This is a genomic window from Streptomyces sp. W1SF4 (assembly GCF_003950035.1).
Lineage (GTDB): Bacteria > Actinomycetota > Actinomycetes > Streptomycetales > Streptomycetaceae > Streptomyces > Streptomyces racemochromogenes.
The window spans coordinates 75634-88154 of the sequence record NZ_CP034351.1 but is presented as its reverse complement, the minus strand read 5'-3'; the positions used below and the strand labels follow the sequence as shown (position 1 = coordinate 88154).

General features: G+C 72.0%; 15 protein-coding genes and 1 pseudogene. 11 read left to right on the top strand and 5 right to left on the bottom strand.

All coding sequences use genetic code 11. From position 1 onward, the window contains the following. Positions 1-163 precede the first annotated feature (163 nt). On the top strand, positions 164-625 hold the full coding sequence (locus tag D1J60_RS34275; protein ID WP_125824425.1) for a hypothetical protein: 462 nt from the start codon (positions 164-166) through the stop codon (positions 623-625). A 194-nt stretch (positions 626-819) separates the two neighbouring features. Next, a complete protein-coding gene (gene zwf, locus D1J60_RS34270; protein ID WP_125824424.1) occupies positions 820-2316 on the top strand; it encodes a glucose-6-phosphate dehydrogenase in 1497 nt (498 codons plus the stop codon). Here zwf and D1J60_RS34265 read toward each other — a convergent pair. Next, the gene (locus tag D1J60_RS34265; protein ID WP_125824423.1) at positions 2304-3164 is read right to left on the bottom strand and encodes an MBL fold metallo-hydrolase; all 861 of its coding nucleotides are present in this window, start codon (positions 3162-3164) and stop codon (positions 2304-2306) included. The genes zwf and D1J60_RS34265 overlap by 13 nt on opposite strands. 143 nt (positions 3165-3307) lie before the next feature. On the opposite strand from D1J60_RS34265, the gene D1J60_RS34260 reads away from it, so the two are divergent. After that, positions 3308-3676, top strand: a complete 369-nt coding sequence (locus tag D1J60_RS34260; protein WP_125596998.1) for a hypothetical protein — start codon at positions 3308-3310, stop codon at positions 3674-3676. A 192-nt stretch (positions 3677-3868) separates the two neighbouring features. Here the strand turns inward: D1J60_RS34260 and D1J60_RS34255 are convergent, their stop codons facing one another. Both D1J60_RS34255 and D1J60_RS34250 read right to left on the bottom strand, forming a co-directional pair. Next, positions 3869-4372 (bottom strand): DinB family protein, encoded by a 504-nt coding sequence (locus D1J60_RS34255; RefSeq protein WP_125597001.1) that lies wholly within the window; start codon positions 4370-4372, stop codon positions 3869-3871. 70 nt (positions 4373-4442) lie between these two features. Next, positions 4443-4973, bottom strand: a complete 531-nt coding sequence (locus tag D1J60_RS34250; RefSeq protein WP_125824422.1) for an NUDIX domain-containing protein — start codon at positions 4971-4973, stop codon at positions 4443-4445. A gap of 111 nt (positions 4974-5084) precedes the next feature. Here D1J60_RS34250 and D1J60_RS34245 point away from each other — a divergent pair, with 111 nt between their 5' ends. Further along, the gene (locus D1J60_RS34245) at positions 5085-5354 is read left to right on the top strand and encodes a hypothetical protein (RefSeq protein ID WP_125824421.1); all 270 of its coding nucleotides are present in this window, start codon (positions 5085-5087) and stop codon (positions 5352-5354) included. A gap of 69 nt (positions 5355-5423) precedes the next feature. Here D1J60_RS34245 and D1J60_RS34240 read toward each other — a convergent pair whose 3' ends face one another. Further along, positions 5424-6065 carry a DUF2867 domain-containing protein gene (locus D1J60_RS34240; protein WP_125824420.1) on the bottom strand — a complete coding sequence of 214 codons (642 nt, stop codon included), beginning with the start codon at positions 6063-6065 and terminating at the stop codon, positions 5424-5426. Positions 6066-6159: 94 nt separating this feature from the next. On the opposite strand from D1J60_RS34240, the gene D1J60_RS34235 reads away from it, so the two are divergent. The 5 genes and pseudogenes from D1J60_RS34235 (at position 6160) to D1J60_RS34215 (ending at position 10467) form a co-directional block, all read left to right on the top strand. Continuing rightward, positions 6160-6720 (top strand): TetR/AcrR family transcriptional regulator, encoded by a 561-nt coding sequence (locus tag D1J60_RS34235; protein WP_125824724.1) that lies wholly within the window; start codon positions 6160-6162, stop codon positions 6718-6720. 128 nt (positions 6721-6848) lie between these two features. After that, positions 6849-7913, top strand: a complete 1065-nt coding sequence (locus D1J60_RS34230) for a hypothetical protein (RefSeq protein WP_125824419.1) — start codon at positions 6849-6851, stop codon at positions 7911-7913. 126 nt (positions 7914-8039) lie between these two features. Beyond that, positions 8040-8699, top strand: a complete 660-nt coding sequence (locus tag D1J60_RS34225; RefSeq protein ID WP_241253656.1) for a hypothetical protein — start codon at positions 8040-8042, stop codon at positions 8697-8699. A 40-nt stretch (positions 8700-8739) separates the two neighbouring features. Next, positions 8740-9572: pseudogene (locus D1J60_RS34220) on the top strand (IS5 family transposase). 334 nt (positions 9573-9906) lie between these two features. Next, entirely contained in the window at positions 9907-10467 is a 561-nt protein-coding gene (locus D1J60_RS34215) for a peptidylprolyl isomerase (protein WP_241253655.1), read from the top strand. Between the two features lie 51 nt (positions 10468-10518). On the opposite strand, the gene D1J60_RS34210 is transcribed toward D1J60_RS34215, so the two are convergent. Further along, a complete protein-coding gene (locus D1J60_RS34210) occupies positions 10519-10914 on the bottom strand; it encodes a TetR/AcrR family transcriptional regulator (RefSeq protein ID WP_125824418.1) in 396 nt (131 codons plus the stop codon). 91 nt (positions 10915-11005) lie between these two features. Between D1J60_RS34210 and D1J60_RS34205 the strand changes: the two genes are divergently transcribed. Together D1J60_RS34205 and D1J60_RS34200 are read left to right on the top strand one after the other, a co-directional pair. Beyond that, on the top strand, positions 11006-11725 hold the full coding sequence (locus tag D1J60_RS34205) for an SDR family oxidoreductase (RefSeq protein WP_125824417.1): 720 nt from the start codon (positions 11006-11008) through the stop codon (positions 11723-11725). Between the two features lie 120 nt (positions 11726-11845). Further along, positions 11846-12517, top strand: coding sequence for a DUF998 domain-containing protein (locus D1J60_RS34200; RefSeq protein ID WP_125824416.1), 672 nt, complete (start codon positions 11846-11848; stop codon positions 12515-12517). Positions 12518-12521: the final 4 nt, after the last annotated feature.

Below are 12521 nucleotides of genomic sequence, written 5' to 3'. Positions count from 1 at the left end.
CGTCCCCCGAGTTGATCAAGATCGAAGGGGGACTGTACCGGCAGCGTTGCGGCCCACGGGCGCCGGGTTCGCTATCGTTCGGCCGGGACGAAACGGCCGCAACGGACGGCCGCAACGGACGGCCGCAACGGACGGCCGCAACGAGGCTTCTCGGGGGTGGGGTGTGGCGACGGTCGCGGTCACCGGGCACACGCGCATCGACCCGGCGAGGTCGGCCGTCATCGCCGACTCCCTGCGCGCCGTCCTCGCGCGCTCCTGCGCCGACGGGCTGACCGGCCTCTCCTGCCTGGCCGAGGGTGCCGACGCCCTGTTCGCGGGCCTCGTCCTGGAAGCCGGCGGCCGGCTGGAGGTCGTCCTCCCGTCGCACGACTACCGCGCGAGGATGGTCGCCCCGCACTACGCGGCACACTTCGACCGTCTGCACGACGCCGCGGCCGCGGTGACGGTCCTGCCGTACCGGCAGGCCTCCGCGCGGGCCTACGGCGCCGCCAGCCGCGTGCTCCTGGGCCGGGCCGACCTGCTGGTGGCGGTGTGGAACGGCCTGCCGGGCCGCCCGGGCGGCACCGCGGACACGGTCGCCGCGGCACGGGCCGCCGGGCTCCCCGTCGAGGTCGTACCGGCCTGACCCGCCGAGCGGACCGCCGTGGACGCCGTACGCCCCCACCCCGACCGGGTCCGCCACCGGTTCGGACGGGCCCGGGGTGCCGGACCGGCCGGGAGTCCGCACAGTGGACCCCGAGGACGCCCGGCCGCCCGGATCGCGCCGGTGCCCCCGGCGCAGCGCCCGGGCGCGGACGAGTGAGGACGAGTGAGGCCCCCATGACCCAGCCGCCCGTCCAGCCTCCCCAAGCCCTCCCCTCCGACGGGGACGACGGACCCCCCGCGGACCACGTCATCGTGCTGTTCGGCGCCACCGGCGACCTCGCGCGGCGCAAGCTGCTGCCCGGGCTGTTCCACCTGGCACGGGCCGGGCTGATGCCCCCGCGCTACCGGATCGTCGGCACGGCCCCGGCCGCCGGGGCCCCCACCGACGCCGAGTTCCGCGCCCACGCGCGGCGGGCCGTCGCGGAGTTCGGCCGCTCCCGGCCCGAGGGCCCGCAGTGGGAGGCGTTCGAAGCCGCCCTGTCCTTCGGCGCGGCCGACACGGGAGCCGCGGAGCCCCTCCTCGCGGCGGTGCGGGAGGCCGAGACCGCCCTCGGGGGCCGCCCCCGCCGGCTCTTCCACCTCGCCGTGCCCCCCGTCGCGTTCCGCTCCGTCATCGCCCTGCTCGGCGACACGGGGCTCGCCGAGGGGGGCCGGGTCATCGTCGAGAAGCCCTTCGGCACCGACCTCGCCTCCGCCCGCGCCCTCAACGCCGCCATCCACGCCGTCTTCGACGAGTCACGGGTGTTCCGGATCGACCACTTCCTCGGCAAGGAGGCCGTCGACAACGTCCTCGCGCTCCGCTTCGCCAACGGCCTCTTCGAACCGCTGTGGAACCGCGAGCACATCAGCCACGTACAGATCGACGTGCCCGAGCACATCGACATCCAGGGCCGCGCCCGCTTCTTCGAGGGCACCGGCACCTTCCGCGACATGGTCGTCACCCACCTGTTCCAGCTGCTCGGCTTCATCGCCATGGAACCCCCCGTCGCCCTGGAAGGTGACGCGCTGCGCGACGAACAGGCCAAGGTCTTCCACAGCATGCGCCCCCTGGACCCCGCCCACGTCGTCCGGGGCCAGTACACCGGCTACCGCCAGGAGCAGGGCGTCGACCCGGCCTCGGACACCGAGACCTTCGTGGCGCTGCGCGTCGGCATCGACAACTGGCGCTGGGCGGGGGTCCCCTTCCACCTCCGCACGGGCAAGGCCCTCGCCGAAGGCCGGCACGTGGTGACGCTCGGCCTGCGCGAGCCGGTCCTGCGGATGTTCCCGCTGGACGCCCGGGCCACCGCCGACGGCCGGAACAACGCGCTGGTCATCGACTTCGGCGACCCCGGCTCGATCACCGCCCGCTTCCTCGCCAAGGAACCCGGGCCGTCGATGCGGCTCGCCGACGCCGCCATGGTGTTCGACTACCGCACCTCGTTCGCCGCGCAGAACTCCCTGGAGGGGTACGAGCACCTCCTCCTGGAGGCCATGCGGGGCGACCAGGCCCTGTTCACCCGGTCCGACGGCGTCGAACGCCTCTGGGAGGTCGCCGCCCCGCTGCTCGAGGCGCCCCCGCCGGTCGAACCGTACGCCCCCGGCAGCTGGGGCCCGGACGGCATCGGGGTCCTCGTCGCCCCCTACCGCTGGTACCTGCCCGACCGGGGCCTCGGCGGTCAGTCCCGGTAGACGAGGACGAACTCCCCGTACGGGTGGGCGCCGTGGCCGTCCGCGGTCTCGTCGAGGGCCCTGCGCAGGGCGCGCAGGTGGTCCACGGTGAGCTGGAGCGGCGGCTCGTCCGGCTGGTGCACGGTGCCGCGCGGGTAGTCCTCGCCCGCCGTGGTGGTCATCTCGATGTGGCAGCCGAGCACATGGCGGACGGGCCGGGTGGCGCAGAAGCCGAGCAGCCGGTCGACGGTGGCCGAGTAGGCCGCCCGGTCCTCGATGTAGAGGCGCCCGGGGTAGAGGGAGTCGCCGGTCAGCAGGAGGCCGGTGTGCCGGTCGTGGAAGACCAGCGCCGCCCGCTGGTGGCCGGGGCCGGGGATCAGATCGAGGATCCGCCCGCCCAGGTCCACCGTCCCGGCGCGGTGCGGCCAGTCGGCGAGACCGAAGGCGGCCGTGACCTCCTCCAGCCCCGGGCCCACGACCGTGGTGTCGGGCCGGTCCGCGAACTGCCCGTCCGCCGCGACGTGGTCGCCGTGCCCGTGGGTGTGGGCGACCAGCAGCGCGTACGCGGGCCTCGGATGGCGCTCCAGCCACTGCGCGACGAGCCGGTCGACCGTCTCCCGCAGGGGGAAGTGGGCCGGGTCGGCGGACGCGCCGGTGTCGAGGAGCAGAGCCCGGTCGTTGCCGAAGAGCAGGAAGAGGAACGGGGCTTCGAAGTGCACGGACATGTTCTGGCGCAGCAGCACCGTGTGCTCGGAGTAGGCGTGGACCTGGATCTCCGGGGCGGGGTCGTGCTTGGGGGAAGGCCAGCCGGCGTGCCACACGACGTCAAGGCTGCCTTCGACCGGAGCATCCCGAACAAAGTCGATCACAGCCCCAACCTACCCCCGTAACCGGGGCGTCGGCGGTTCGGTGTCCGACTCGCCGGAGCCGATTCCGGGCCGTGACCGCTCAAGATCATTAATATGACAACAAGCTCCGAACGTGGGCGTTCGGAACCAACGGAGGGATTTCCGTGTTCAAGAGCATCACCCCGCGCGGCACCGCGGCCGCCGCCGTCGCGCTCGCCGGCGCGACCCTGCTGGCCGCAGCGGGCCCCGCGGCCGCCGCCGGCAACGGCCAGCAGATCGCCTTCAGGGACAACTCCTACTCGGCCCACTCGATCCAGATCGAGGGCCACAACCAGAACGGCTACCACGTCAGCCAGTGCTTCACGGTCTCCCCCGGAGGCTCGACCCAGATATCCGGCTGGTGGTGGAAGGGCACCGTCCGGGTGAAGTCCTTCAACAACGGCGGCTGCACCGGCACCACCTTCCGCTGGTCCCAGGACAAGTACATCCCCGAGCAGCAGTCCGGTGACTGGGTCTGGTTCACCGGCTACTAGGATCCGCCGGCCCCGGAGCCCCCGGTCCTGCCTGACGAGTGGTCGCCCCGGTCCCGTCCGAGGCCGCGTACTCGGCAGCCGCCGGCGTCGACCGCCCCGGCGCGGAGCGGGTGGCTCCACGGGGCCCGCCGGAGGCGGTCACGCCGGGCGGTGAGTTCGTACCCGACGCCGCCGCTCCAGGTGAACCCCGGATCACCGGCCGATCGAGCCGTCCAGACGCTCGCGCAGGATGTCGGCGTGGCCGGCGTGCCGGGCCGTCTCCTCGATCATGTGGACCAGTACCCACCGCATCGAGGGCGGCGGCGTCTCGCGCAGTGAGCGGGCGCCCGGGCGGTCCAGATCGGGGCAGGCCAGGGCGACTTCGTTGGCACGGGCGACCGCGCGCCGGTAGGCGTCCACCAGGCCCGTCACGGTGTCGTCGGCGGCGACCGCCGCCTCGTCATCCCACGGCTGCGGCCCGGAGCCGGCGTAGGCCCAGACGAACCAGTTGAGCTCGACGGCCGTCAGGTGCTTGAGCAGGCCGAGCAGGCTGGTCCCGGACGGGACACCAGCCGTGCGGACCGCAGGCTCCGGGACGCCTGCCGCCTTCGCCACGACGGACTCGCGGAGATAGTCCAGGAAGGCCAGCAGGGTGGTCTTCTCGTCGGCGTTCAGGCTCGGGGGCCGGAGATCGGGCCGGGGCTCCGCGTTCGTCATACCGGACACCGTAGTTGACGGGTTCACGCCGCGAGCAGCCGTACGCGGTCGGCCGGCTTCACGGCGGGACTCAGACCCACGTGTAGTTCGCGTCGGTGACGGCGTCCAGGGCCGCGTCGGTGACGGCGGCACGGGGACTGGCGAGGGCGGCGAGGGCGGGACCGATGGGAGGGAAGATCGGCAGCTCGGCGGCCTTGCGGTAGTCGATCCACTCGATCACGCCCACCTCGAAACTGCCGTCGGGGAGCTCGTCCCGTTCCTGTTCGGCGAGGGTCGCCCGCAGGCCGGGGCTGATGTGGAAGCGGTAGATCAGGTGGAGCTTGCGCGGGGGCGGAGTGGGGCCGGGGCGGGTGACGCGCTGGTCGACCGTCCACATCAGGTCACCGCCCTCGGCCCGTGCGGTGTCGAGGCCCAGTTCCTCGGCGAGCTCGCGGGAGAGGGCGGCGGTGAGGTCTTCGCCGTCTTCGACGGGCGGGGTGTAGTGGGTGGAGTCGGCGCGGTCGCGGCGGATGAGGGCGACGTCGTCGCCGCAGAACACCAGCGCCCCGGTCCGGATCTTGATCCGTGAGAACGGGGCGGGTGTGGCAGGGGTGTGCGTCATGGCGGCCAGTATCCCGGCGCGCCCCTCGGCTTCGCACGCACGGGCGGCTTCGAAAACGAGGCGATCGTGCCCGCTCTGAGCGTGATCCACAGGCCCGGCTAGGATTCGGGCATGACTCACTCGGGGGACAGGCCGCAGACCATCACCACGCGCGGTCAACTGACCGCACTGGCCCTCCTGCTGGCCGGCGTAGCCGTACTGGCGAAGTGGCACGACGGCCCGGTCTTCTGGTGCGGCGCCCTCCTCGGCCTCGCCGGCGTCGGCGGCTACTTCACCCGCTTCGACAGCCCCCGCGGCGCAGCCCAGTGGCTCCTCGCCGCCGTCGGCTTCTGCCTGGTCGCCCTGTTCACCGTCCAGTTCCTGATCGGCGTCCTGTCCTGACCGCACACGGCCCTGGACGCCGACAGGGGGGCACGCGGCCGTTTCCGCGGCACCCCTCCTGACGGCAGGTCACTCGGCCGGCCCTTCTGAGACACCCTTGAGGCGCTCGGGCCCACGCTCGCGCTCACGCTCCACTGCGCGCCGCTCCCACTCGCGGCCGATGCCGCGGATCAGCGCCGGGTAGACCCCGAGGTAGCGGAAGGGCTTGATGCCCAGCATGTAGAGCGCGCCGAGACGTCCGTTCGGCTTGACCAGGACGGCCATCTGGCCGCGGTGGCCGCCGGATCCGTCCGGGACCCAGCCGATGTGCATCACTCCGTGCATGGTCCGGTTGGCCATCTCCGCGGCCCACTCGTCGTGGGTCAGGAAGACGGAGGTGAACGGAACCGACGTGGTGTCCGGGCCCCGGGGGCCCTCGCGGAGGTCCGCCGGTAGCCGGTCGCGCAACGTCGGCACCCGGGCGCCGATGCCGTCGGAGGGCTTGTCCCAGCCGAACAGGGCGCCGAGCTTCCAGCGGAGCGCGAAGAGAGCACGGCCCACAGGAGACGGAGCGGGATCGCCCGCGCCGTTCGCGAACTGCTCCACGAGCAGGGCCAGATCGTCCGCTCCGCCCGGTGTCGGCAGTGCCCAGACGTCCTCGACATGGAAGTCGCCTGCGATCTCGTGGATCCGCCAGGGGCGGGAGGTGTGCGCGGATTTCGGGAGTCTCACGAGCAAGCTCCTGTCTATACGATGCCGTATAGAAGAAGGCTAGCACCCGTCTATACGGCACCGTATAGACGGGTGCCGCATGAGGGGAGACACCGTGGGCGTGACCCGCACACCGCGCGGCAAGTGGATCGACGAAGGCTTGCGGGCGCTCGCCGCGGGCGGACCCGAGGCCGTCCGCATCGAGGCGCTCGCGCAGGCGCTCGGCGTCAGCAAGGGCGGTTTCTACGGCTACTTCCGCAACCGCGGCGCACTCCTCGACGAGATGCTCGACACCTGGGAACGGTCGGTCACCGAGGCGGTGATCGAGCAGGTCGAGAGCGGCGGCGGGGACGCCAGGGCCCGGCTGCAGCGGCTCTTCACGCTCGTCGCCGAAATCGAGGACGGGCCGGCCACCGGCGTGGCGCTCGACCTCGCGATCCGCGACTGGTCGCGACGCGACGGGGCCGTCGCGGAGCGGCTGCGCCGCGTCGACAACCGGCGCATGGAATACCTGCGTTCGCTGTTCCGGGAGTTCTGCACCGACGAGGACGACGTCGAGGTGCGCTGCATGCTCACCTTCTCGGTGCGGCTGGGCAGCTACGCCGTCGCCGCCGACCACGGCGCCCACAGCCGCGCACAGGTCATGGACCTGACCAGGAAGTGGCTCCTGCGCTGAAGGCCGTCCGCAAACGACCCGCTGCGGGGTCGTGCCGGGGCCGAAGGGGCGGTGGGAATGCCCCATGCGGGCGACTGGCGTGGTGTCGCCCCGGCCCCCTCTGAGTAGATATACATATTTTGCGAACCATGCTCAAGGTCAAGCTCACCGCCCTCGTGGGCGCCGCCGGGGCCCTGGCGACGCTGGTCGCCCTGCCCACCCCCGCCCAGGCGCACATCCAGCTGTTCGTCCCCTGCAGCGCGACAGCCCTGCGCACCGCCGTCAACCAGGCCAACACCCTCCCCGGCCCGGACACCCTCTTCCTCGCCCCGGGCTGCACCTACACCCTCACGGCCGCCGACAACCCCGGCAACGGCCTGCCCAAGGTCATCAGCGACATCAACGTCATCGGCAACGGCAGCACGATCCGCCGCCAGTCCGCCACCGACTTCCGCATCCTCGAAGTCAGCGGGCCCGGCGGCCGGCTGACGCTGAACAACGTCACCGTCAGCGAGGGCCGCTCGGCATTGGGCGCAGGTGGCGGCATCGTGGCCTACGCCGGCACCACCCTCACCCTCAACTCCACCACCGTCACCAAGAACAGGGGCGGTGCCGGAGTCGACGGCGGAGGAGTTTTCAGCGGAGGCACGCTCATCGTCCGCAACAGCACCGTGACCTACAACTACTCTTCGGAAAACGGAGGCGGCATCGCCGCCTCCAACGGCACAGCCACCATCTCCGGTTCCACCATCGCCGGGAACGCCGCCCGATCGGACGGTGGTGGCATCGACGGCACCAATGCAACCCTGACCGTGACCAACAGCAACATCACCGACAACGCGGCCCAATACGATGCCGGGGGCATCGCCGCCTACAACACCACCGGCACCGTCACCGACACCCTCATCCGTGGCAACGTCTCCGCCGACGGCATCGGCGGCGGCGCCACGACGCGCGGCGGCAGCAACCTCACCCTGCTGCGTACCAACGTCTTCGCCAACCGCTCCTTCGGCGACGGGGGCGGCGGCCTCGCCAACCGCGGCTCCACCCTGACCGTCCGCGACAGCCCGGTGACCCGCAACTCCGCGGGAGTCAGCACCCCCGGCGGCATCTTCAACGAAAGCGGCACCGTCAACCTCACCGGCACCACCACCGTCACCGAGAACATCTTCACCAACTGCGCCCCGACGCCGATCGGCACCTGCACCGACTGACCACGCGAATCCGCCTGCCCCCCCGACCGACCGGACACCGCTGGCGACCGTGCCTACCGCCCGGCGACGCGAAGGGCGGCAGGAGGAAGTTGTCCGGTTCTCCTGACCACGCGGCCGCGGTGCGCCATGGTCGAGGCAGTGGTCCCCGCCATGGTGGCCCGCATACGGAAACGGGAGGGCACGATGGAGGACGACCGGGAGACCTGGACCACGGAAGAGTTCGGCCGCTCCCACGCGGGCTCGGTCGGAGTCCTCCTGCCCGACGGCAGCGTTCCGCCGCCGGCGCTCTTCGACACCGGCTCCGGCCCGGACGTGCACCAGAGCTCCCACTGGTCCGTCTACGACGGCCGCTTCCCCCACGTCCCCCGCGCGGCAGCGCTGCGCGGGGTGTGCTCGTGTGGGTGGACGGGCCCGGAGCACGCCCTGGACTGGGAGGTCATCGGCGGGCAGGACCTGGAGGACGCCGCCGACGAGCAGGCGGACGCGTGCTGCCAGGACTGGGACGACCACACCACCGACGTCGAAGCCGCCACCATTCCGCTGCCGGAGACCGTCACCAGCCTCCTGACCCAGCTGGAAGCCGAGATCGGCAAACTCGCCGAAACCTCGCCGCTCGCCGCGGTCCGCGCGGTGCGCCGGATCGAGACCACCGCCCGCAGGGCCGGGTACTGGGCATCCCGGTACACCCAGCAGGACTCGACCCCGGCGCGGGCCGCGGCCGCGCTCGGGCTGACCGAGGCCGCCGCCCGCAGCGAACTCGCACGCCTGCTCCGGGGGACCCCCTAGGCCGTGTCCGCAATGTCGTTCAGTCGTTACTCCGTTCGTGGTGCGACGTCATGAACTGACTGATCAGGCCTGGGATGTCATTGGACCGTTGCTGGCTCCGCCCCGGATGGGCCGTCCGGTGCGGGACCGGCGGCAGGTCCTCAACGGGATCCTGTGGAAGCTGTCCACGGGTGCGGCCTGGCGGGACCTGCCCGAGCGGTACGGGCCGTGGAAGACCGTCTACGAACGATTCCGCCGCTGGTCGGCCGACGGAACCTGGGACCGCCTCCTGGCCCACGTCCAGCAGCACTCGGACGCGATCGGCGAGGTCGACTGGTCGGTCGTCTGCGTCGACTCGACGATCGTGCGGGCCCACCAGCACGCAGCCGGAGCGCGAAAAGGGGGCCCTGGACGGGTGAGGCACTCGGCCGGTCCCGCGGCGGACTGAGCACGAAGATCCACCTCGCCTGCGACGGACAGGGCCGGCCGCTCGCGTTCACGCTCACCGGCGGGAACGTGAACGACTGCACGCAGTTCGAGCCTGTCATGGCCCGCATCCGCATCACACGGTGCGGGCCGGGCCGGCCCCGCACCCGGCCGCTGCGGGTGGTCGGTGACAAGGGCTACTCGTCCCGCAAGATCCGCTCCTACCTGCGTAAACGCGGCATCGCCTGCACCATCCCCGAACGCGTCGACCAGATCAGCGGACGCCTGCGACGAGGCGAGAGCCTGTGCCGTCTCGACCGTGAGGTCTACCGGCGCCGCAACGTCGTCGAACGCTGCTTCAACCGGCTCAAGCAGAACAAGGCCCTCGCCACCCGCTACGACAAACGAGCCCGCCACTACCAAGCCCTGGTCACCCTCGCCTGCCTGCGACTATGGCTCCCCACCTGACATTGCGGACACGCCCTAGGACGGTTCCGGGTCAGTCCCGGACCGGTGGGTTACCTCGTTGGGGCGACTCCCGTGGGTCGTCCCTCCGGCTGGCTGCTTCCCCCGCTATCAAGGGCGAGCTCTGTACCGACCGCGAACGGACCCCCTCCATGATCTCCACCGCTCTGCCCGGCGTGGCCGGCGCCGCGCTCCTCGCCGGCTCCTCGCCGTGGCTCCGGCGTCCCACTCGGCGCCCGTCTCGAGCACCGCGCCCGCCGCCGCACCCCCTGCGGCACCCTCCTCGCCCACCGCCCGGCGCGGCGCGTGCGTGTTCTCGCCCAGCACGGGGCCGGCCGTGAAGGACGTGGGAACACCACCCGCCCAGCCGCCGTACACCAGCACGGTGAAGGCCACCCTCACGACCGGCCTGGGCGACATCGGGCTCGGCCTGGACGGAAGGGCGGCTCCCTGCACCGTCGACTCCTTCGCCTACCTGGCCACCAAGGACTTCTTCGACAGGACGAGCTGCCACCGGCTCACCACCGGGGCACTCAAGGTGATCCAGTGCGGAGACCCGACCGCGACGGGCTCCGGCGGGCCGGGCTACCGGTACGACGAGGAGAACCTGCCGAAGGCCGACCCCGGCAAGGAGACGGCCACGTACCACAAGGGCACCCTGGCCATGGCCAACGCGGGCCCCGGCACCAACGGAAGCCAGTTCTTCATGGTCTACGGCGACTCCGAGCTGCCGCCGAACTACACCGTCTTCGGCGAGATCACCAGCGGCATGGACATCCTGGAGCAGGTCGCGCGGGCCGGAACGGACAACGCGAACGGCGAAGGCGACGGCGCGCCCAAGAAGAGGCTCACCCTCCAGGACGTGACGATCGCCGGGAGTCAGGCCAAACGGCTCTGATGCGACGGGCTCAGGGACTCGCCGCCGGCGAGCGGACCCGCGTACGAGCCCTCACGGGCGGACCGTGAGGCCGTCCAGGGTGAGGTCGAGCAGGCGCTCCGCTTGCTGTCGGTGTTCCGCACCCGCCGAGGTGAGGGCGATGCCCTCCAGGGCAGCGCCGCTGTTGGTGGGTTGGATATCGGTGCGGATCGCCCCGGCGGCCGTGCAAGCGTCCATGAGCGAGGTGATGGCGGCCTGGATCATCTCCCGGCTGTGCCCGTAAGGATTGCTTCCCGTCGCGGCGATGGCGCGCAGGGCGTCGATCATGCCGTACTTGGCGGTGACGTAGTCCAGGAACAGGCGTGTCCACGCGCGCAGCGCCTCTACCGGCGGCTTCTGCGTCAGCAGAACGGCGGCGGCATCGCACAGGTGGGCCACCTCGTTGCGGTAGAGCGGATGCGCCCCCACTTAGGCTGAACCAACTGGGGACACCTCCGGTTTCACTGTAGGTCAGGTCACGGCACTGACCTGCGCGCACCCCCCAGAAGGGAAGTCGACCATGGCGGGCATCCAGGGCAAGGTCATCGCGATCACAGGTGCCAGCAGCGGCATCGGTGAGGCAACCGCGGCCTACCTCGCCGAGAAGGGCGCCAGACTCGTGCTCGGAGCCCGGCGCGAGGACCGGCTGAATGCCGTCGTGGACGGCATCACGGCGAAGGGCGGCACCGCCACCGGCGTCGTCGTCGACGTCACGCGCCGCGAAGACCTCCAGCGCCTGACGGACACCGCCCTCAACCAGTACGGCCGACTCGACGTCCTCGTCTCCAACGCGGGCACGATGGCCGTCTCACCGTTCGACGACCTGCGCCAGGATGACTGGGACGCCATGGTCTCCACCCACATCACCGGCCTGCTCAACGGCATCGGGGCGGCTCTGCCCGTCTTCCGCCGGCAGCACTCCGGCCAGTTCGTCAACGTCGGCTCCACCGCGGCCTACGTCGTGTACGCGGCCACCAAAACGGCGGTGAAGGTGCTGACCGAGGGCCTGCGCCAGGAGGCGGGGCCCGACCTGCGCGTCACCCTCGTCTCACCCGGCTTCACCCACACCGAAGGCATCGGCAAGGGAGTCGGCCCCGAAGCCGCGGCCGCGATGACCCGGCAGCGGGACGAGATCGCCATGCCGCCCTCGGCGATCGCCTCCGCCATCGGCTACGCCATCGAACAACCCGACGGCGTCGACGTCAGCGAGATCGTCGTACGCCCCACCGCGCAGGCCTGACAGCAGGAGCCCGGTCGCGCTCGGCCGCCCTGTGATCCAGCACACATCGACGGGAGCGATGACTTCGCTCCCTCCCGTCAGTCATATGAGCGACACCACCGAAACGAGGAAGGCTTCGCCATGACCGACACGCTCACCGCTCCCCGCCGGCCCGTCTCCGCTGCGACCGGGAGGCGATCGGCGGTGCGGTGGACCGCGGCCGGCGCCGTGGTGGCGGGGCCGCTGTTCCTGGGGGCCGGGCTGGCCCAGGGCTTCGCGCGGGACGGCTTCGACTTCACGCGGAACGCGATCAGCCAGCTCGCCCTCGGCGAGGCCGGCTGGATCCAGACGGCGAGCTTCGTGCTCACCGGTGCGCTGCTGATCGCCGGCGCGGCCGGCCTGCGGCGAGCCCTGCGCGGGGGCCCCGGCGGCACGTGGGGACCCGCCCTGGTCGGGGTCTTCGGCGTCTCCTTCTGGCTCGCGGCCGCCTTCCCGGCCGACCCGGGGGCGGGTTTCCCCGCGGGGGCGCCCGAGGTGACCGTGATGAGCGGCCACGGCGCCGTCCACATGTTCGGCGGCATGGTCGGCTACCTCGCCCTGTGCGCCGCGTTCCTCGTTCTGGCCCGTCCGCTCGCGGCCCGGGGTCTGCGAGGCTGGGCCGTGGCGTCCCGCGTCGCCCCCGTGGCCGTTCTCGCCGGATTCGCCGCCTCGGCCGCGTCCGTCCTGGCGTTCACCGCCGGGGCCGGCCTCGGCCTGCTGTGGCTGAGCGCGGTGACGGCCCGCCTGCTGGCCGGCGCTCCGGCCGGCCGCTGACGAG